Source organism: Klenkia terrae, from assembly GCF_037083865.1.
Taxonomy (GTDB): domain Bacteria; phylum Actinomycetota; class Actinomycetes; order Mycobacteriales; family Geodermatophilaceae; genus Klenkia; species Klenkia terrae.
The window spans coordinates 1-19,540 of sequence record NZ_JBAPLV010000029.1 but is presented as its reverse complement, the minus strand read 5'-3'; the positions used below and the strand labels follow the sequence as shown (position 1 = coordinate 19,540).

Annotated in this window: 19 protein-coding genes; 9 read left to right on the top strand and 10 right to left on the bottom strand. The window is 73.2% G+C overall.

Features of this window, described 5'->3' with window-relative positions:
• Positions 1-165: 165 nt before the first annotated feature.
• Together UXQ13_RS20170 and UXQ13_RS20165 are read left to right on the top strand one after the other, a co-directional pair.
• A complete protein-coding gene (locus UXQ13_RS20170) occupies positions 166-1,479 on the top strand; it encodes an HNH endonuclease signature motif containing protein (RefSeq protein ID WP_336392845.1) in 1,314 nt (437 codons plus the stop codon).
• A 144-nt stretch (positions 1,480-1,623) separates the two neighbouring features.
• On the top strand, positions 1,624-2,256 hold the full coding sequence (locus tag UXQ13_RS20165; RefSeq protein WP_336392844.1) for a hypothetical protein: 633 nt from the start codon (positions 1,624-1,626) through the stop codon (positions 2,254-2,256).
• 7 nt (positions 2,257-2,263) lie between these two features.
• Here UXQ13_RS20165 and UXQ13_RS20160 read toward each other — a convergent pair whose 3' ends face one another.
• Together UXQ13_RS20160 and UXQ13_RS20155 are read right to left on the bottom strand one after the other, a co-directional pair.
• Positions 2,264-2,761 (bottom strand): Rv3103c transmembrane domain-containing protein, encoded by a 498-nt coding sequence (locus UXQ13_RS20160; protein WP_225233421.1) that lies wholly within the window; start codon positions 2,759-2,761, stop codon positions 2,264-2,266.
• Positions 2,758-3,663 carry a mechanosensitive ion channel family protein gene (locus UXQ13_RS20155; protein ID WP_225233420.1) on the bottom strand — a complete coding sequence of 302 codons (906 nt, stop codon included), beginning with the start codon at positions 3,661-3,663 and terminating at the stop codon, positions 2,758-2,760. Before UXQ13_RS20155 ends, UXQ13_RS20160 begins: the two co-directional genes overlap by 4 nt.
• Positions 3,664-3,707: 44 nt before the next feature.
• Between UXQ13_RS20155 and UXQ13_RS20150 the strand changes: the two genes are divergently transcribed.
• From UXQ13_RS20150 to UXQ13_RS20135, 4 genes are all read left to right on the top strand, one after another.
• Complete coding sequence (locus UXQ13_RS20150; RefSeq protein WP_225233419.1) at positions 3,708-4,688, top strand: acyl-CoA dehydrogenase family protein; 981 nt, start codon at positions 3,708-3,710, stop codon at positions 4,686-4,688.
• A gap of 98 nt (positions 4,689-4,786) precedes the next feature.
• The gene (locus tag UXQ13_RS20145) at positions 4,787-5,821 is read left to right on the top strand and encodes an iron-siderophore ABC transporter substrate-binding protein (protein WP_225233418.1); all 1,035 of its coding nucleotides are present in this window, start codon (positions 4,787-4,789) and stop codon (positions 5,819-5,821) included.
• 208 nt (positions 5,822-6,029) lie between these two features.
• Positions 6,030-7,877 carry a BCCT family transporter gene (locus tag UXQ13_RS20140; protein WP_225233417.1) on the top strand — a complete coding sequence of 616 codons (1,848 nt, stop codon included), beginning with the start codon at positions 6,030-6,032 and terminating at the stop codon, positions 7,875-7,877.
• Between the two features lie 64 nt (positions 7,878-7,941).
• The gene (locus tag UXQ13_RS20135) at positions 7,942-8,370 is read left to right on the top strand and encodes a hypothetical protein (RefSeq protein WP_225233416.1); all 429 of its coding nucleotides are present in this window, start codon (positions 7,942-7,944) and stop codon (positions 8,368-8,370) included.
• Positions 8,371-8,373: 3 nt separating this feature from the next.
• Here the strand turns inward: UXQ13_RS20135 and UXQ13_RS20130 are convergent, their stop codons facing one another.
• The 5 genes from UXQ13_RS20130 to UXQ13_RS20110 all read right to left on the bottom strand — a co-directional run bounded on the left by UXQ13_RS20130 (position 8,374) and on the right by UXQ13_RS20110 (position 12,478).
• Positions 8,374-8,664: a DUF1540 domain-containing protein gene (locus UXQ13_RS20130; protein WP_225233415.1), complete on the bottom strand. Its 291-nt coding sequence runs from the start codon at positions 8,662-8,664 to the stop codon at positions 8,374-8,376.
• Between the two features lie 88 nt (positions 8,665-8,752).
• Positions 8,753-9,586, bottom strand: coding sequence for an ABC transporter ATP-binding protein (locus tag UXQ13_RS20125; RefSeq protein ID WP_225233414.1), 834 nt, complete (start codon positions 9,584-9,586; stop codon positions 8,753-8,755).
• 10 nt (positions 9,587-9,596) lie between these two features.
• Positions 9,597-10,688: a FecCD family ABC transporter permease gene (locus UXQ13_RS20120; protein ID WP_336392843.1), complete on the bottom strand. Its 1,092-nt coding sequence runs from the start codon at positions 10,686-10,688 to the stop codon at positions 9,597-9,599.
• A complete protein-coding gene (locus UXQ13_RS20115) occupies positions 10,685-11,785 on the bottom strand; it encodes a FecCD family ABC transporter permease (protein WP_225233412.1) in 1,101 nt (366 codons plus the stop codon). Before UXQ13_RS20115 ends, UXQ13_RS20120 begins: the two co-directional genes overlap by 4 nt.
• A 105-nt stretch (positions 11,786-11,890) precedes the next feature.
• Positions 11,891-12,478: a TetR/AcrR family transcriptional regulator gene (locus UXQ13_RS20110; RefSeq protein WP_225233411.1), complete on the bottom strand. Its 588-nt coding sequence runs from the start codon at positions 12,476-12,478 to the stop codon at positions 11,891-11,893.
• A gap of 61 nt (positions 12,479-12,539) precedes the next feature.
• Here UXQ13_RS20110 and UXQ13_RS20105 point away from each other — a divergent pair, with 61 nt between their 5' ends.
• A complete protein-coding gene (locus UXQ13_RS20105) occupies positions 12,540-13,730 on the top strand; it encodes an acyl-CoA dehydrogenase family protein (protein ID WP_225233410.1) in 1,191 nt (396 codons plus the stop codon).
• A gap of 29 nt (positions 13,731-13,759) precedes the next feature.
• Complete coding sequence (locus UXQ13_RS20100) at positions 13,760-14,029, top strand: DUF2277 domain-containing protein (protein WP_225233409.1); 270 nt, start codon at positions 13,760-13,762, stop codon at positions 14,027-14,029.
• A 52-nt stretch (positions 14,030-14,081) separates the two neighbouring features.
• On the opposite strand, the gene UXQ13_RS20095 is transcribed toward UXQ13_RS20100, so the two are convergent.
• The 3 genes from UXQ13_RS20095 to UXQ13_RS20085 form a co-directional block, all read right to left on the bottom strand.
• Positions 14,082-15,203 (bottom strand): NDMA-dependent alcohol dehydrogenase, encoded by a 1,122-nt coding sequence (locus UXQ13_RS20095; RefSeq protein ID WP_225233408.1) that lies wholly within the window; start codon positions 15,201-15,203, stop codon positions 14,082-14,084.
• 125 nt (positions 15,204-15,328) lie between these two features.
• Positions 15,329-16,069: an SDR family oxidoreductase gene (locus tag UXQ13_RS20090; RefSeq protein WP_225233407.1), complete on the bottom strand. Its 741-nt coding sequence runs from the start codon at positions 16,067-16,069 to the stop codon at positions 15,329-15,331.
• Positions 16,070-16,163: 94 nt separating this feature from the next.
• On the bottom strand, positions 16,164-18,167 hold the full coding sequence (locus UXQ13_RS20085) for a PTS mannitol transporter subunit IICBA (RefSeq protein WP_225233406.1): 2,004 nt from the start codon (positions 18,165-18,167) through the stop codon (positions 16,164-16,166).
• A gap of 264 nt (positions 18,168-18,431) precedes the next feature.
• Here UXQ13_RS20085 and UXQ13_RS20080 point away from each other — a divergent pair, with 264 nt between their 5' ends.
• The gene (locus UXQ13_RS20080; protein WP_225233405.1) at positions 18,432-19,490 is read left to right on the top strand and encodes a zinc-dependent dehydrogenase; all 1,059 of its coding nucleotides are present in this window, start codon (positions 18,432-18,434) and stop codon (positions 19,488-19,490) included.
• Positions 19,491-19,540: the final 50 nt, after the last annotated feature.

Genomic DNA, 19,540 nt, shown 5'->3' with positions numbered 1-19,540 from the left:
TTGTCCGATGACCACATCGGCGGTAGACTTCGAACACCTGATCGAACGGACGCGGGGTGTGGGATGGGTCTGGACGGCACTGCCCCTGCCCCCGCGCCCCGCTGGATGCTCGAGCCCCTCGCCCCCGGAGCGCTGGGCGCCGAACGACCGGCAGCTACCTCGCCGATGATCGCGGCGCAGCGACTGCCCGAACCACCACCTGAGGACGTCGCGACAGCCATCGCCGCGGCCCTGTCCGCCGCCGGTGCTGGACTGGGCCCCGGGACCTCGTCGGCCGAGCTGCTGGGCCGGGCCCGTGGACTGGCCCGCCTGGTGGGCATCGCCCAGACCGAGCTCGCCCGCGTCGTGGCCCACGCCGAGACCCTCGACGCCGCCGCTGCCGACGGGCTGACCGGGATGAAGCCCTGGCTGCGCGGGCACGTCGCCGCCAGCGGCCCCGAAGCCGCCGCCGTGCTGGCAGCCGGACGCCTGATCGACCGGATGACGGTGCTCGGTGCCGCCTCGGCCACCGGCGCGGTCACCGCCGGTCAGCTCGCCGTCGTCGGGAAGATCCTGACCGCCGACGTGTGGGCCACCGCTGACGCGGCCGGGGTCGACCTGACCGCGGTGGACCGGGTCGTCACCGACACCGCGGTGCAGGCGCCGCGGACGCTGGCTCAGGTGTGCCAGCGGATCGCCGACATCATCGACCCCGACGGTCCCGAGCCGGTCGACCCGACCGAGGGTCGGTCGCTGCGGATCACCCGCCGCCCCGACGGCTCCCGCATCCTGCGCGGATCGTTGGATGCCGCCGGCGGGGAGAAGGTCGAAGTAGCCCTGGAGGCCATCGCCGCCGCCGGGCGCTGCGAGGGTGACCTGCGCACCCCCGACCAGCGTTCAGCCGACGCGCTGGTCCAGCTCGCCGACCTGCAGCTGGCCGCCGGGAACCTGCCCGTGCTGCGCAAGAGCCGCCCCCAGCTGACGACGTTGATCCAGCTCGAGGACCTCGCCGACCCCACCACCCAGCACGCCGCCACCCGCCTGGGCTCCGGTGCCACCGCCAGCAACACCGTCGCCCGCCACGCCGCCTGCGATGCCGACATCGCCCGCATCCTGCTCGGCCCCGACGGCCTCCCCCTCGACGTCGGCCGGTCCGTGCGCCTGGTCCCCGCCCACATCCGCCGCGCCGCTGAGGTCCGCGACGGCGGCTGCGTGTTCACCGGCTGTCATGCCCCCTCCTGGTGGTGCGACGCCCACCACCTCGTCCACTGGATCGACGGCGGGGCCACCAGCCTGGACAACACCGCCCTGCTCTGCGAACGCCACCACACCCAGGTCCACCACGGCTACACGCTCCTGTGGGACCCGGGCCAGCGGTGTTGGCGCACCTACCGACCCGACGGCCGGGAGATCATCACCGGCGCCCTCACCGACACCCGTGGTGACCTGCTCCCCGACCTGCACACCACCGACCCACCTCTGTTCCCGCTGCGGACCTGACGCGTCCGCTCACCCGCCGAGCAGGTGCCGCAGGTGGTGACCCGCCGACGAGTCATCAGCGGCTGCGCCCCGGTGAACTCGGCCTCGGCGGCGTCCTGATCGGCCCGGTCTTGACTCCTGGGCCGGTGATGCTCTGATCACCGCATGGGCTGGTGGCGGCGGGTGCCGGGTCGGGCACCCGACGAGGTCGGGCAGCTGTCGGTGCTCCGGCTGCTGGATGCACACCCCGGCAACGGGGTGCCGGCGATCGGCAGCCCATGGGAACGGGAGGTCGAGGAGTCGCTCGCCGACCGGGACTGGCGAGCCGCTGTCCAGGCAGAGGGCCTGAGCCGGGACCGGTCGTGGGTGCTCCTGGGGTGGGTGGAGGACGCGGCGACGCGGGTCGCCCGCGATTGCCACCGGTCGACCCTCACCACCGCGGCCTACGCGCTGGCCATGCTCGAGGTCGGCCGGGTGGACCGGCGGGACGTGCTGGTGGTCGCCGCGCTGCTGCACCGCGCGGCGGACCTCGCCGGCCTGCGGTGGGACCGGGGTGTCGAGGACGCGGTCGCGCGCGCCGGCGGCCTGGGCGCCACCTGGCTGCCGACCGTGCCCGCGGCGACGCCGGCCACCCACGGTGAGTCCGGCGCCGGGCGCTCTTTCGCGTTCGTCCGCCGGCCGGCGACGTTCGACCCGGTCGCGCTGGAGCGGCGGCTGGACCCCGAGGTGGCGCAGCGACGGGTGCTGCTGGGCCAGGTGGCCGGCCTGCTCCGTGCCGTCCAGCGCGGGCCCTTCTGACCGAGCGTCAGCTGGTGGGGGCGGCCGACGTGGGTGGGTCGTCGGTGGTGCGCGGTGTCGTCGTCTGCGGGGCGGTCGTCGTGGGCGCCGGCGCGGTGGTGGTGGGTGCCGGGGTGCTGGTCGGTGACTCGTCGTCCTCGGTGGTGGTGCTCGGCGCGGTCGTGGTGGAGCTGGTGCTCGGCGGCGCGGACGTCGTCCCCCCGCTCGTCGTGGGCGTCGGCTCGGTCGTCGTGGTGGTGGGCGCCGGGGCGTCGGTGGTCGGGGCCGGCTGCTCGGTGCTGGCCGGCGCCGGGTCGCTCAGCGAGGTGGACATGGCCGAGGGGTCCCAGGCGAAGAACAGCGCCACGAAGAGCACCGCGAGCACCACGGTGGAGGTGCGGGCCCGGCCGATCCGGGCGGGCACCCGGCGGGGCCAGACCCGGGCGCGACGGGTGGCCGGCTCGGCGGTGACGGTGGCAGCGGAGGTCACGGTGGGGACCGGGGTGGTGGGCTGGCGCTCGCTCACGACGGCACCTCCCGCGGGTCGTGGCCGGTGACGGGTTCCTCGGGGCTCTGCGGTTGCACCACGATCCCCTCGCGCCGGAAGGCCAGCGCGATCCGGGAGCGCAGGTCGCGGCCGACGTCGAACTGCTTGCCCGGCAGGGTGCGGGCGACGATCCGCACGTTGACCTCGTCCAGGCCCAGGCTGGTGACGCCCATGACGCTCGGGGTGTCCAGCAGCAGCTTGGCCAGCTGCTCGTCGGCGAAGGCCTGCTCGCCGACCTCGCGGAGCACGTCCTGCACGTGGGTGACGTCGGTGGACGCCGGCACCGGGACGTCGATGACCGCCCGGGCCCAGTCGCGGGAGAGGTTCACGACCTTGACGATCTGCCCGTTCGGGATGATCACGACCTCGCCGTTCACCGACCGCATGCGGGTGATCCGCAGCGTGACGTCCTCGACGGTGCCCTCGGCCGGGTCGCCGCCGCCGACCACCGCGATCGAGACGACGTCGCCGAAGCCGTACTGCCGCTCGGTGATCAGGAAGAACCCGGCCAGGACGTCCTGCACGACGCGCTGCGCACCGAACCCGAGGCCCACGCCCAGCACGGTGGCGGGCGCGACCAGGCTGGTCACCGGCAGGCCCAGCGTCGACAGCACGGTGACGGTGGCGACGGTGTAGATCACGACGACGGCGACCCACTGCAGCACCTGGGTCAGCGAGTGCCGGTGCTTGGCGGCCTCCGAGCGCACCAGGGCGTCGCCGCCGCCGGCGCTGGCGTCGATCCGGGCGGTCACCTTGCCGCCCACCCAGGTCACCAGCCGGGCCAGCAGGACCGAGCCGATGACGATCAGCACCACCGCGAGACCCCGGCCACGGACCCAGTCGGTCAGGTTGGCCAGGGGTGCGATCGCGAGGACGTCCATCGCTCCCCAGTGTGCCGCTGCCCGGGGCGGGGCAGCATGTGCGGGTGTCCGACATCGTCGCCCGTGCCCGCGCCCTCGCCGACGACCTGCTGTTCCCCGGCGCCACCGCGGTGGACAGCGACGGCGCGGTGCCCGACGCCGTCCTGGACTCCCTGGCCGCGGCCGGGCTCTACGGCCTCACCGGGCCGGTCTCCCACGGCGGGCTGGGCGCCGACGCACGCACCGTGCACGCGGTCACCGAGGCGCTGGCCGGTGGCGACCTGTCCTCGACGTTCATCTTCCTGCAGCACCTGACCGTGCCGGCGATGGTGGCCGGGTCGCCGCTGGCGGAGGCCTACCTGGCCGACCTCTGCGCCGGTCGGGTCCGGTCGGGCATCGCGCTGCTGGCGGCCACCCGGCCCGAGCCGGTGGCGATCACCGCCCGGCGGGACGGCGACGCGTTCGTGCTGGACGGCGGCGTCCCCTGGGTCACCGGCTGGGACCACGTGGACGTCGTCCTGGTCGCCGCCCGCACGCCGGACGACGTCTGCCACTTCCTGCTCGTGGACGCCGAGACCGGCCCGACCCTGGAGGTGATCCCGCAGCAGCTGGTCGCGGTGCAGGCCAGCTCCACCGTCGAGCTGCGGCTGCACGACCACCGGGTGCCCGCCGACCGGCTGGTCCGCTCGGTCCCGCTGGCCGACTGGCAGGCCGCGGACCCGGGCAACCTGCGGACCAACGGGTCGCTGGCGCTGGGGGTGGCCGCCCGCTGCGCTCGGCTGGCCGAGCTGCCCGGGCTGGACGCCGACCTGGCCGCCGTCCGGTCCCGGCTGGACGCCGCGGGACCGGCGGAGCTGCCGGGGGCCCGGGCCGCGGCGGCGGCGCTGGCGCACCGGGCGACCGGGCTGCTCGCGGTCGCCGTCGGCAGCCGGTCGGTCTCCCGGGGGCACCCGGCCGAGCGGTTGGCGCGGGAGGCCCACTTCCTGCTGGTCTTCGGTTCCCGGCCGGCGATCCGGACCGCGCTGCTGGCCGAGCTGGGTGGTTGAGCGCATCACGATCCGGTCTCGACCGCGCCGACGGGCTGGCCACACCGCCGTCCTCAGGTGAGGCTTGCCTTACCGATCGTCGACAGCTGAGGAAGACCATGTCCCGCCGCACCGCCCTGGCCGCCGTCACCGCGGCCGCCGCCCTCGTCCTGACCGCCTGCGGCGGGTCGTCCTCCGACGACACCGCCGAGGGTGCCGGTGGGTCGGCCGCCGCAGAGGGGGCCTTCCCGGTCACCATCCCCAACGCGTTCGGCGAGACCACCATCGAGTCCGCGCCCGAGCGCGTCGTGGTCACCGGCTACACCGACGTCGACACCGTGCTCGCCCTCGGCGTCACCCCGGTCGCCTTCCAGGAGTTCGCCGCCTTCCCCGACGCCACCGTGCCGGGCCTGGGCCCGTGGGCGCAGGACGAGCCCGCCGCGACCGCCGGGGACATCGAGGTGCTCCCGGTCAGCGGGACGCCGTCGGTGGAGGACGTGCTCGCCCTGCAGCCCGACCTGGTCATCGCGATCGGCGGCGGCATCGAGCAGGAGGAGTACGACCAGCTCTCCGCGCTGGTGCCCGTGCTGGCCCGGCCCGAGGGGTCGACGGCGTTCCTGGTCGACCGCGAGGACGCCACGCTGGCCATCGGCCAGGCCCTGGGCAAGGAGGACGAGGCGCAGGCGCTGCTCGACGACGTCGACACCCAGCTGGCCGACGCCGCGCAGGCCAACCCCGACTTCGCCGGGAAGACCGTGACAGTGGTGGTCCCCGACACCACCGGCGCCGGCGGGTACGGCGTCTACGTGGCCGGCGACACCCGGGTCGAGTTCCTGCGCAGCCTGGGCTTCGAGCTCACCGACGACGTCTCCGCGCTGGAGACGGACAGCTTCTTCACGACGGTCTCGGCCGAGCAGGCCCAGCTGCTGGACGCCGACCTGCTCGTCGTCCCCGCGCTGTTCTCCCTGGAGGACACGCAGGCCCAGCTCGAGGCCGACCCGGTGTTCTCGGCGATCCCCGCCGTGCAGGCCGGCCGGGTGCTCTACCTGAGCCCGTCGACCGAGGGCGGCGCCATCTCCTACAACGACGTGCTGAGCATCCCGTACGCCCTGGACGGGCTGGTCCCGCAGCTGCAGGAGACACTCGCCGGCTGACCTCGTAGCAGGTCCGGCCGGTGCGCCCGGGATGGGGTACCGGCCGGGTCACGAATGGGTTGCTGTGGGCGGGCTCGGTTTGCGTTCCGGTGCGGGTGGGGCGGACGGTGGGTAGTCGGCCCGGCCGTCCCACCTGCGGGGACGCCGGCCGAGACCTGTTCCCGAGCCCGGATGGAGGGGCGCCGAGACCCGTGCGCCGCACCCGATCGTGACCACCACCGCACCACGTACCCACCCGACGGCCGGTGACCCCGGCGACGAGCCGAGCCGCACCGGCGGCGCCCCCGCCGACACCGGCGAGCACCCGGCGATCGCCGAACCGCCCCCGGCCCGCGCGGACGAGAAGGGCCGGCTCGACACGGTCGTCTTCGGCGTCTCCGCGGCCCTGGCCCTGGCCTTCGTGGTGTGGGGCTTCGCGAGCCCCATGGGTCTGGGGTCGGCGAGCTCGTCGGCGCTGGGCTGGATCGAGTCCAACCTCGGCTGGTTCTTCGTGCTGGCCGCGTCGGGCTTCGTCGTCTACGTGATCTGGCTGGCCGCCTCGCGCTACGGGCGCATCCCGCTGGGCCGGGACGACGAGGGTCCGGAGTTCACGACCGTCTCCTGGATCGCCATGATGTTCAGCGCCGGGATGGGCATCGGCCTGATGTTCTTCGGCGTCTCCGAGCCGCTGGCGCACTACACCTCCCCGCCCCCGGGCACCGTCGAGGGCGAGAGCGCCGCCGCGGTCTCCACGGCCATGGCCACCACGCTGTTCCACTGGACGCTGCACCCGTGGGCCATCTACGCCGTCGTCGGCCTGGCCATCGCCTACGGCACCTTCCGGCGCGGCCGCAAGCAGCTGATCAGCGCCGCGTTCGCCCCGCTGCTGGGTGAGCGCCGCACCAGCGGCCCGGCCGGCAAGGTCATCGACGTGCTGGCCATCTTCGCCACGCTGTTCGGCTCGGCCGCCTCGCTGGGCCTGGGCGCGCTGCAGATCGGCTCCGGCGTCGAGATCCTCGGCTGGGCCGGGGACGTCGGCAACGGCGTCCTGGTCGTCATCATCGCCGTGCTGACCATGGCCTTCGTCGCCTCGGCCGTCTCGGGCATCTCGCGGGGCATCCAGTGGCTGTCCAACACCAACATGGTGCTGGCCCTGGTGCTCGCGGTGTTCGTGTTCGTCGTCGGCCCGACCGTGCTGATCCTCAACCTGATCCCCACGGCGCTGGGCAGCTACTTCTCCGACCTCGGCGAGATGGCCGCCCGGACCGAGGCCTCCGGCGGCGACGCCATGGCCACCTGGCTGCAGGGCTACACCGTCTTCTACTGGGCCTGGTGGATCAGCTGGACCCCGTTCGTCGGGCTGTTCATCGCCCGGATCAGCCGCGGCCGCACCATCCGGCAGTTCGTCACCGGCGTCCTGCTGGTGCCCAGTGCGGTCAGCCTGGTCTGGTTCGCCGTCTTCGGCGGGGCCGGCATCGCCGCGCAGCAGTCCGGCACCGACATCGCCGACCAGGGCACCGACGAGGGCAAGCTCTTCGGCGTCCTGGAGCAGTACCCGCTGGCCACCGTGGCCACGGTGCTGGTCATGGTGCTGGTGGCGATCTTCTTCGTCTCCGGCGCGGACGCCGCCTCGATCGTGATGGGCTCGCTCAGCCAGCGGGGCACGCTCGAGCCCTCGAAGTGGGTCGTCGTGTTCTGGGGCGTCGTCATGGGCTCGGTGGCCGCGATCATGCTGCTCATCGGCGGGGACGCCGGGCTGACCGGGCTGCAGAACCTGACGATCATCGTGGCGCTGCCGTTCGTCTTCGTGATGATCGGGCTGGCGTTCTCGCTGGCCAAGGACCTGCGCAGCGACCCGATGATGCTGCGCAGCGTGGTGGCCACCGAGGCCGTCGAGCAGGCCGTCGTCCACGGGCTGCAGACCCACGGCGACGACTTCGTGCTCTCCGTGCAGCACGCCCCGGACGAGGACGGCGACGGCGTCGCCGACGGGCCGACGCCCAGCCGCACCGTCGCCGGTCGCCGGCCGGGGAGCGCCTCGGCGAAGGACGTGGGGTCTCCGCTGCCCAGACCCTGATCCTGGACCCGGGTGGTGAAGTCAGGTTAGCCTGACCTCACCACCCGCTCCCGGAGGTCCGTCCGTGCCGCTCAAGCTCCCCGTCGCCAGCGTCGTCGCCCTGCTGGGCCCGGCCGCGGTCCGCGCGCAGGTCTGCGGCGCGCTGGACGAGAACACCGCCCGGTGCGCCGGGGGCCACGGCGGCCTGCGGGTGACCCGCCTCGGCGCGCAGCCGGGTGACCCGCTGCTGGACCGGCTCGACGCCGTCCGCAGCACGCAGGCCCGCATCGTGCTGGTCGAGCGGCTCACCGCCGGGCTCGACTCGGGCGCGCGGCGGCTCGTGCTGTCGGCGCTCGAGGACCTCGCCGGCGCCGGCGCCACGGTCGTGGTGGACGACGACGACCCGGTGGCCGTGCTGGCCGTGGCCGACGCCGTCCTGCGGGTCACGCCCGCCGGCGAGGTGCTGCTGGAGACCCTGCCCGACGCGCAGGCGCTCGCCCCGCTGCTGCCCTGAGGCTCAGCGGGCGGAGTAGGTGAGGCAGTCGGCCTTGTCGGCGGCCGAGCCGACCTGGACCGACGCCGCGCCGCACTCCAGCTTCTCGTTGTGCACGCACTCGCTGCGGTGGCAGGCGCCGACGACGCCGGTGCGCTCGATCCCGGAGCGGAACGAGATCTCCACGAACGTGCCGCAGTGGGCGTGGTCGCCGCCGATGGTGATGGCGCCGGCGTGGCAGCCGGAGTCGGCGTTGTAGGAACAGCTGCTCACGGAGCAGTCCTGGACCTCGGGCATCTGCTGGGTGCTGGTCATGGCGCCACCCTGGCAGCGCGACAGCGGCCCCGCCACGAAACGAAGCCTTGCCTGAGCTGCCCGCAGCCCGCTGAGCTGGGCGGATGCCTCAGCGCAGGCGACGCACCGGGACGACCATCGGCGTGCCGGACACGGGGTCGGGGATGACCCGGGCCTCCAGGTCGAACACCTCGGCGAGCAGCTCCTCGGTGAGCACCTCGGCCGGGGTGCCCGAGGCGACCAGCACGCCGTCCTTCATCGCGACCAGGCGGCGGGCGTAGCGCGCGGCCAGGTTGAGGTCGTGCAGCACGACGGCGACGGTGCGCCCGCGCTCGGTGTGCAGCCGCTCGACCAGCTCCAGCACGTCGATCTGGTGCGACAGGTCGAGGTAGGTGGTCGGCTCGTCCAGGAGCAGCAGGTCGGTGCCCTGGGCCAGTGCCATGGAGATCCAGGCGCGCTGCCGCTGACCGCCGGACAGCGCGTCGACCGGGCGGTCGGCCAGCTCGGCCATGTCGGTCCAGCGCAGCGCCTCGGCCACGACGTCCTCGTCGTCCCGGGACCACTGGCGCAGCCAGGACTGGTGCGGGTGCCGGCCGCGCGCGACCAGGTCGGCGACGGTCAGGCCCTCGGGGGCGACAGGGGTCTGCGGCAGCATGCCGAGCACCTTCGCCACCTCGCGGGTGGGGGTCTTGGCGATCGGCTTGCCGTCGAGCACCACCTGGCCCGAGCTGGGGCGAAGCAGCCGGCCCAGGGCGCGCAGCAGGGTGGACTTGCCGCAGCCGTTGGGGCCGACGATCGCGGTGAACGACCCGTCGGTGAGCGCGAGGTCGAGGGAGTCGACGACGACGTTCTCGCCGTAGGCCAGCCGGACCTGCTCGGCCGCCAGCCGCACCCGGGGTGCGCCGGTCTCGTCGAGCAGCGGCTTGGTCAGCGTGGCGGTCATCGGTGTGTCCTCACGTTATGGCGCGGCGGCCGCGGACGAGCAGCCACAGCAGGTACGGGGCCCCGATGACGGCGGTGACGATCCCCACCGGCAGGGCGACGGGCAGGACGGTGCGGGCGAGCAGGTCGGCGCCCACGACGAGCAGGGCGCCCAGCAGCGCGGAGGCCAGCAGGGGCGGGCGGGACCCCCCGGCCAGCCGGACGGCGACCTGGGGGACGACGAGGGCGACGAAGCCGACCGGGCCGGCGGCGGCGACCGACACGGCGGCCAGCGAGACCGCGACCAGCACGACCACGGCCTGCGCGGCGCCGACCCGGATGCCCAGCGCCCGGGCGGTGTCCTCGCCGAACTGCAGGACGCCGAGCTGGCGGCTCATCGCCAGCGCCACGGGCACCAGCACCGCGAGGGCGATGCCCAGCGGCCAGGCCTGGTCCCAGGTGCGCGCGTTGAGCGAGCCGGTCAGCCAGACGGTGGCCGCGGCGGCGTCGGTGATGTCGGAGCGGGTGAGCAGCCAGTCGACGCCGGCGAACCCGACCGAGGACAGCCCGACCCCGACCAGGATCAGCCGGTACCCGTCGACGCCCTTGCGCCAGGCCAGGCCGAAGATCAGCAGGGCGGTGAGCAGCCCGCCGGCCAGGGCGGCCACCGGCAGGCCCAGCCCGCCGAGCAGCTGGCCGGCCGAGCTGCTGCTCCCGCCCAGGACGATCACCGCGACCGCCGCGGCCGAGGCGCCGGCGTTGATGCCCAGGGTGTCCGGGGAGGCCAGCGGGTTGCGGGCGAAGGTCTGGATGAGCGCGCCGGAGATCCCCAGCGCCAGCCCGACCAGGACGCCGACGACGATCCGCGGCGCGCGCAGCTCGGTGACGATGAACTGCTGGGTGGGGTCGCCGATCCCGACCAGGGTGCGCAGCACGTCGGTCAGGCCGATCGGGTAGTCGCCCCGGCCGAGGCTGGCCGCGCTGACCAGCACGAGGGCGACGAGGGTGATCAGCGGGACCAGCAGCTGGCGGGTGCGGACCACCCCGGACACCGGGCCGATCCGGAGCACCCGGCGGCGGTCGGTGTGCACGCCGGGTCCGCGGGTGCTGATCGTCGTGGTCACAGCGCCGACAGCTTCCGGCGGCGGACCAGGGCGATGAAGAACGGTGCGCCCACCAGTGCGAGCACGATGCCGACCTGGAGCTCGCCGGGGCGGACGACGACCCGTCCCACGACGTCGGCGACCAGCAGCAGGACGATCCCGAGCAGACCGGAGTAGGGCACCAGCCAGCGGTGGTCGGGGCCGGTGACCGCGCGGGCGATGTGCGGGACGACCAGGCCGACGAAGCCGATCGGACCGCAGGCGGCCGTCGCCGCGCCGGTGAGCAGGGTGATCGAGGTGATGCCGACGACCCGGGCCAGCAGCACGTTCTGGCCCAGCCCGCGGGCGACGTCCTCGCCGAGGCCGAGCAGGTTCAGCGCCGGTGCGTTCAGCATGGCCAGCACGAGGCCGACGGCGATGAACGGCAGCACCTGCCAGGCGATCGAGGCGTCCCGGCCGGCGAGCGAGCCGACGACCCAGAACCGGAAGCTGTCCAGGGTCTGCTGGTCGCTGACCAGGATCGCCCGGACCAGGGCGTAGAGCAGGGCGGAGATGGCCGCGCCGGCCAGCGCCAGGCTGACCGGGGTGGCCCCGCCGCGGCCGCTGGACCCGATGGCGAACACCGCCACCGAGCCCAGCAGCGCGCCCAGGAAGGCGAACCAGACGTAGCCGGACGGCGTGCTGATGCCCAGCAGGAAGATCGCGGTGACGACGGCGGCCGAGGCGCCGGCGGCCACCCCGAGCAGGCCGGGGTCACCGAGGGGGTTGCGGGTGTGGCCCTGCATGAGCGCACCGGCCACCCCCAGGGACAGCCCGACCAGCACCCCGAGCAGCGTCCGCGGGATGCGCAGCTCGCGGATGATCACGGCCTCGTCGCCGGCCATCCCGGAGTCGGTCAGCGCCTGCCAGACCGTGCCCAGCCCGATCGACCGGGTGCCGACGGCGATGCTCAGCCCGGCGGCGACCACGGCCAGCACCACCAGCAGCCACAGGCCGCCGAGCCGGGTCGCCGGGCCGTGGAGCACCCCGCGGCGGCGCTGCTCCTGCCGGGCGTCGGCGGCCAGCTCCGCGTCGGTGCGCCGCGAGGTGACCTCGGGCGCAGGCGCGACCTCGGGCACGGGCGTCTCCAGGGCTGGCGGGCTCCGACCCCGGAGGGCCATGATCGGTAAGCCTCACCTTACCCGCCGGTCTGCCGCCCGGGTCAACCCCGGGCAGCGGTGCCCTCAGGGGTGGTGCAGGCCGGCGACGACGAGGGCGGCGAGCTCGGCGTAGGCGGCGGCGTCGTCCAGGTCGGTGGCCGCGGCGATCCGACCGGCGTGGATCGCCGACATCACCTCGGTCACCGCGGCCCCGACGAACGAGGCGTGCGCGGGGCGCAGGGTCCCGGCGGCGACGCCGTCGCTGACCAGCTGCTGCACCCGCCGTCCCGCGGTCCGGGTGTTGCGGGCGTAGACCTCGGCGGCCGGCGGGAAGGCGGCCAGGTCGGCGAAGAACGTCGCCGACGCCGGGCGGAGCTGCTCGCTCACCGCGAGCAGGTAGGCCTCGATCGCCCCGGCGGCGTCGGCGGGCTCGGCGGCGCGGGTCTCGACCGCGACGGTCGCCCGGGCGAAGAACCGGCGGACGGCGGCCACCACCAGCTGCTCCTTGCTGCCGGCGACGGCGTACAGCGTGGACTTCGAGCAGTGCAGGCGGCGGGCCAGCTCGTCGAGGGTGAACGCGGCGAAGCCCTCGGCCAGGAAGAGCGCGACGAGGTCGTCGAGCACCGCCTCGCGGCGCGCGGGTCCCCGGGTCGCCGCTCTGGCCGTCGTCACGTCGTCCAGGCTATCTTCTGTACTGCACGGAGTCCTGCAGTACTGATGAGAGGTGCCCGTCATGCCGGTCCAGCGTCTGGTCCCCACCCAGGAGGCCGCCGACCTCCTCGCCCTGACCCGGGAGATCGCGCAGCAGGAGCTGGCGCCGAGGGCGGCGGCCGCCGAGGCCGACGAGCAGTTCCCGCGGGAGGTGTTCCGCACCCTGGGCCGGGCCGGCCTGCTGGGCCTGCCCTACGGCGAGGAGTTCGGCGGCGGCGGGCAGCCCTACGAGGTCTACCTGCAGGTGCTCGAGGAGATCGCCAGCGTCTGGGCCAGCGTCGGCGTCGGGGTGAGCGTGCACGGGCTGTCCTGCTTCGGGCTGGCCACCCGCGGCACCGACGAGCAGAAGCAGCGGCTGCTCCCGGACATGCTGGGCGGCGAGCTGCTGGGCGCCTACTGCCTGTCCGAGCCGCACGCCGGCTCCGACCCGGCCGCGATGCGCACCACCGCCGTCCGGGACGGGGACTCCTACGTGCTGACCGGCGAGAAGGCCTGGACGACGCACGGCGGGCAGGCCGACTTCTACAAGGTCATGGCCCGGACGTCGGACCACCGCTCCCGCGGCATCTCCTGCTTCCTGGTCCCGGCCGACAGCGCGGGCCTGTCCGCCGACCCGGCCGAGCGGAAGATGGGCCTGACCGGCTCGACCACCGCCCTGATGCGCTTCGAGGGCGTCCGGGTGGACGCCGACCGGCGCCTGGGCGAGGAGGGCGAGGGCCTGCCGATCGCGCTGGCCGGGCTGGACGCCGGCCGGCTGGGCATCGCCGCGGTCGCCGTCGGGCTGGCCCAGGGCGCGCTGGACGACGCCCTGGCCTACGCCAAGGAGCGGGAGACCTTCGGCGTCCCGATCATCGAGCACCAGGGCCTGGCGTTCGTGCTGGCCGACATGTCCGCCGCGGTGGAGACCGCCCGGGCCATGACCCTGCACGCCGCCCGGCTCAAGGACGCCGGCCTGCCCTACTCCCGGCAGGCGTCGATCGCCAAGCTGGTGGCGACGGACAACGCGATGAAGGTGACCACCGACGCCGTCCAGGTGCTCGGCGGGTTCGGCTACACCCGGGACTTCCCGGTGGAGCGCTACATGCGCGAGGCCAAGGTCATGCAGATCTTCGAGGGCACCAACCAGATCCAGCGGCTGGTGATCAGCCGGGCGCTGGCCAAGGGCGGCGCGGTGACGACCTCGGTCGCCCCGGCAGAGTTCGCCCTGGCCTGAGGGGGTGCCGGCGGCCTAGCGTGACCGGCATGTGCCGCAACATCAGGGTCCTGCACAACCTCGCGCCGGAGACGACGCCCGACGAGGTCGACGCCGCCGCGCTGCAGTTCGTGCGCAAGGTCAGCGGATCGGTGAAGCCGTCGCAGGCCAACCAGGAGGCCTTCGACCGGGCGGTCGCCGAGATCGCGCACGCGACCCGGCACCTGCTCGAGGACCTGACGACGTCGGCACCCCCGCGCGACCGCGAGGTGCTCGCCGCCCGCGCCCGCGAGAAGGCCGCCACCCGCTACGCCCGCTGATGGAGTCGCAGAGCATCGGGAACCGAGCTCTGCGACTCCATCAGGCGTTCCGTCAGTCGAAGACGATGACGCCGCGGATGTTCTTGCCCTCGTGCATGTCGCGGTAGGCCTCGGTGACCTGGTCGAGGGTGTACTCCTTGGTGATCAGCTCGTCGAGCTTGAGCTGACCGGCCTGGTACATGCGCAGCAGCTTCGGGATGTCCGAGTGCGGCGACTGCGCGCCGATGATCGCGCCCTGCAGACGCTTCTGCAGCAGGGTCAGGTCGAACGCCGAGATCGGCGTGGTCTCGGCCATGTTGCCCAGACCGGTGACGACCACGGTGCCGCCCTTGCGGATGGACGCCAGGCCCTGGGCCGGGTGCTCGGGCTTGAGGACGCCCACGGTGATCAGGGCGACGTCGGCGCCCTGGCCCTCGGTGATGGACTGGGCGAACTCGGTGGCCTGCTCCATGTTCTCGAACACGTCGGTGGCGCCGAACTCCTGCGCCATCTCGCGCTTGAACGGGATCGGGTCGACGGCGATGACGTTGGTCGCGCCGGCGTGGGCGGCACCCTGGACGGCGTTGATGCCGATCCCGCCGATGCCCATGACGATCACGACGTCGCCGGGCTTGACCCCGCCGGCCTTGACCGCGGTGCCGAAGCCGGTGGGCACGCCGCAGCCGACGAGGGCGGCGGACTTGAGCGGGATGTCCTTGTCGATCTTGATGACCGAGGCGACGTCGGCGGTCGTGTACTCGGAGAAGGTCGAGATGCCGCACATCTGGCCGACGTTCTGGCCGTCGAGCTTCATGCGGAAGTCCTCGGCGTCGTCCGAGCGCGAGCCGACCAGCAGCAGGGCGCCCTTGTCGCAGAGGTTGAAGTCGCCGCGGCGACAGGCGGAGCACTGCCCGCAGGAGGGGACGAAGGAGAAGACGACGTGGTCGCCCTCCTCGAAGCCGGGGGTGTCCGGCCCGACCTTGGTGATGACGCCGGAGCCCTCGTGGCCGCCGCAGAAGGGGTAGGTCATGACCTGGAGGTCACCGGTCTGCAGGTGGTCGTCGGAGTGGCACAGCCCGGAGGCGGCCATCTTGACCTGGACCTCGCCCTTGCGGGGGTCGTCCAGCTCGAGGGTCACGGTCTCGTACTCGCCCGGGGACTGACGGATGATCGAGGCGCGGGTGGTGGTGGGCATCGTTGCTCCTGCTTCGCTCGCCTGGTGGCACCTGGTGTCACGTGCCGATGTGACCATAAACGCATCCGTCGCCCAGCGGTGACCCGCGTCACGGAGGACGCCGCAGGTGCAACCTGCTGCAACGCTCAGAGCCCGCCGGCCACCCGCAGCACGGTGCCGCTGACGTAGCCGGCGTCGGGCCCGAGCAGCCACACCACGGCGGGCGCGATCTCGTCGGGTTCGCCGGCCCGGCCCAGCGGGACCCGGCCGGTGACCCGGTCGACCCGGCCGGGGTCGCCGGCGCCGGTGTGGATGTCGGTGCGCACCAGACCCGGTGCCACGCCGTTGACCCGGACGCCGGAGGCGGCCAGCTCCTTGGCCAGCCCGACGACGAGTGCGTCGACGCCGGCCTTGGCGGCGGCGTAGTGGACGTACTCGTGCGGGGACCCCAGCGTGGCCGCGGAGGAGGAGATGCAGACGACCGCGCCGCCGGCCCCGCCCCGGTCGGTGGCCATCACCTGGGCCGCCCGTCGGCAGCACAGCACGGCGCCGAGCAGGTTGACCTCCAGCACCGTGCGGACGACGTCGACCGGGGTGTCCGCCAGGTCGCCGAGGTGCGCGGTCAGCCCGGCGTTGGCGACCAGCCCGGTCGGCGTCCCGAGGTCGGTGGCGAACAGCCGGTCGACGTCGGCGGGGTCGGTGACGTCGGCCCGGACCGCCACCGCCCGGACGCCGACCGCCTCGGCGTCGGCGACCACCCGCGCGGCCGCGGCGCCGTCCGAGCGGTAGCCGACGACGACGTCGTGCCCGGCCCGGGCCAGTGCGGCGACGGTGGCGGCGCCGATCCCGCGGCTGCCCCCGGTGACGACGGTGAGTGGTGCGCCCATGCCGCGATCCTGCCCGCCGCGCACCGGGCCCCGACGCAGCGCGGCCCCCGATCCAGGAGAGGACCGGGGGCCGCGTCGTGCGGGGTGCTGCGGGTCAGGCGGGCTGCATGGCCCCCAGGACGGCGAGGACGTCGTCCTGCGTGCGGGCCTGCTCGAGGCGGGCCACCTGGGCGTCGTCGGTGAAGATCTCCGCGATCCGGCCCAGCAGCTTCAGGTGGTCGTCCCCGGCACCGGCGATGCCGATCACGAACTTCACCTGCTTGCCGTTCCAGTCGACGCCCTGCGGGAACCGCACGAACGAGATCGCCGACCGCTTGATCGCGGGCTTGGCCTCGTTGGTGCCGTGCGGGATGGCCAGCAGGTTGCCCATGTAGGTCGACACCGAGGTCTCCCGCTCGTGCATGGCCCGCACGTAGGAGGTGTCGACGGCACCGGCGGCGACCAGGAGGTCACCGGCCTGCTCGATCGCCGCGGCCTTGTCGCCGGAGGCGTCGAGCACGATGGACTCGCGGGCCAGCAGGCCGCTGTCCACCCCGCCGGCCGAGGACGCCGCCGCCGGGGTGCCGGCACCGGAGCCGTTCTGCCGCTGGAGCAGCTCGACGATCTCGTCGTAGCGCGGGCTGGCCATGAAGTTCTCGACCGAGACGTGGGTCGCGGACGGGGTCCTCTGCCGGGCCCGGTCGGTGAGGTCCTGGTGGGTGACCACCAGGTCGACGTCGTCGCTCAGGTTCGAGATGGCCTTGTTCACCACGGTGACGTCGGTGAAGCCGGCGCCGTGCACCTTCTTGCGGAGCACCGAGGCGCCCATGGCCGAGGAGCCCATGCCGGCGTCGCAGGCGAACACGATCGAGTGGATCGGGCCGTTCCCCGCCGCACCGGAGCCGGCGAGCATGCCCGACACCGAGGACTTCTTGCCCTTGTTGGCCTCCATCTGCGCGGTCGCTGCGCTCAGGTCGCCGTCGTCCGTGCCCTTGTCGATCTTGAGCAGGAAGGACGCGACCAGGAAGCAGACACCGGCGGCGACGATGACCGAGGCGGTGACGCCCAGCAGGCTGCTCGGCGGCGAGGACGCCCACACGGCGATGATCGAGCCGGGCGAGGCCGGCGAGCGCAGACCCGAGCCGAAGATGACGTTGGTGAACACGCCGGCCATGCCGCCGAGGATCACCGCGGCGATCAGCTTCGGCTTGGCCAGCACGTACGGGAAGTAGATCTCGTGGATCCCGCCGATGAACTGGATGAGGATCGCGCCGGGGGCCGAGGACTTGGCGGCACCGCGGCCGAAGACGGCGAAGGCGAGCAGCAGGCCCAGGCCCGGGCCGGGGTTGGCCTCGAGCAGAAACAGGATCGACTGGCCGTCGGTCTGCGCCGCCGTGGTGCCCAGCGGGGTGAGGATGCCCTGGTTGATCGCGTTGTTCAGGAACAGGATCTTGGCCGGCTCGATGAAGATCGAGGTCAGCGGCAGCAGGTTGCGCTCGACCAGGAAGTCCACGACGTTGCCGGCGAAGGTGCTGAAGCCCTGCACGAACGGCCCGGCGACGACGAAGCCGACGACGGCGAGGATGCCGCCCCAGATGCCGGCGGAGAAGTTGTTGACCAGCATCTCGAAGCCGGGGCGGATCTTGTGCGCCCACAGCGCGTCGAGCTTCTTCATCGACCAGCCGCCGAGCGGGCCCATGACCATGGCGCCCAGGAACATCGGGACGCTGGCCCCGGTGATGGCGCCCATCGTGGCGATCGCGCCGACGACGCCGCCGCGCAGCGAGTCGTTGTACATCATCCGGCCGCCGGTGTAGCCGATCAGCAGCGGGAGGAGGTACGTGATCATCGGGCCGACGATGCCGGCGCTGTCGTGCATCGGGGTGCCGTCGGCGTTGGTCCAGGCGCCCAGGACCGAGACGAAGCCGTAGCCGCCGTCGTAGCCGAAGGCGTCGCCGATGAGCTTCACCCAGCCGGTCTGGATGAACAGGGCCGTGATCAGCCCCCAGGCGATGAACGCGCCGATGTTCGGCAACACCATGTTCGACAGGAACGTGCCGAAGCGCTGCACGTGCAGTCGGGCGCCACCACGGGGGGCGGCGTCGGTTGTGCTGGCCATGGATGACCTTCTTCTGGATGGGGCCGAGACCGGATCGCGGACGGCTGAGGTGCGGATCGTAGGCACAGTCTGTGACAGCTGTCACGAATCTGTGAATTGATTTGTATACGTCGTTTCACGCCCGGTCAAGCACCGTTCACGGATCTCTCCGGGCCCGGATGCGTACGATCGGAGCCAGAGGGCGGCATCACTAGGGTGATCCACGGCACACCGGGCGTTCCCCGGTCGTCCCGACCGCCCGTCCCGGCACCTGTGGAGGACACGATGAAGGCACTGCGGTTCTACGCCCCGGAGGACGTCCGTCTCGAGGACGTGCCGGAGCCCGAGTGCGGGCCGGGCGAGATCAAGATCAAGGTCAAGAACTGCTCGACCTGCGGCACCGACGTCAAGATCTTCCACAACGGCCACCAGAACCTCACCCCGCCGCGGACGATCGGTCACGAGATCGCCGGCGAGGTCGTCGAGGTCGGCGCCGACGTCAACAGCACGTACGGCAGCAGCTGGGCCGCCGGTGACCGCGTCCAGGTCATCGCCGCGGTGCCGTGCGGTGAGTGCTACGAGTGCCGCAAGGGCTGGATGGCCGTGTGCCAGAACCAGACCTCGGTCGGCTACCAGTACGACGGCGGCTTCGCCGAGTACATGATCGTGCCGCAGCAGGTGCTCAAGGTCGACGGCCTCAACCGGATCCCGGAGAACGTCGGCTACGACGAGGCGTCGGCCGCCGAGCCCTTCGCCTGCGCGATCAACGCCCAGGAGCTGCTGGGCATCGAGGAGGGCGACACCCTCGTCGTCTTCGGCGCCGGCCCGATCGGCTGCATGCATATCCGCATCGCCCGCGGCGTGCACAAGGTGGGCAAGGTCTTCCTGGTCGACGTCAACGCCGAGCGCCTGCAGATGAGCGCCGACGCCGTGCAGCCCGACGAGACCATCAACGGCGCCGAGGTCGACGTCGTCGAGCGGGTCATGGAGCTGACCGGTGGCCGGGGTGCCGACGTCGTCATCACCGCGACCGCGGCCAACGTCACCCAGGAGCAGGCCATCGCGATGGCGGCCCGCAACGGCCGGATCTCCTTCTTCGGCGGGCTGCCCAAGACCAACCCGACGATCACCTGCGACTCCAACGTCGTGCACTACCGCCAGCTGCACATCCACGGCGCGAACGGCTCGGCCCCCGAGCACAACAAGCGGGCGCTGGAGTACATCTCGTCGGGCCAGGTCCCGGTCAAGGACCTGATCACCGCCCGCCTGCCGCTGGAGCGGGCGCTGGAGGCCTTCGACATCGTCAAGGCCGGCACCGCCATCAAGGTCACCGTCGAGCCCTAGATGAGTAAGTCCGAATGACACGGGTGTGATTTCAGGGCGGAGGGTGCTGG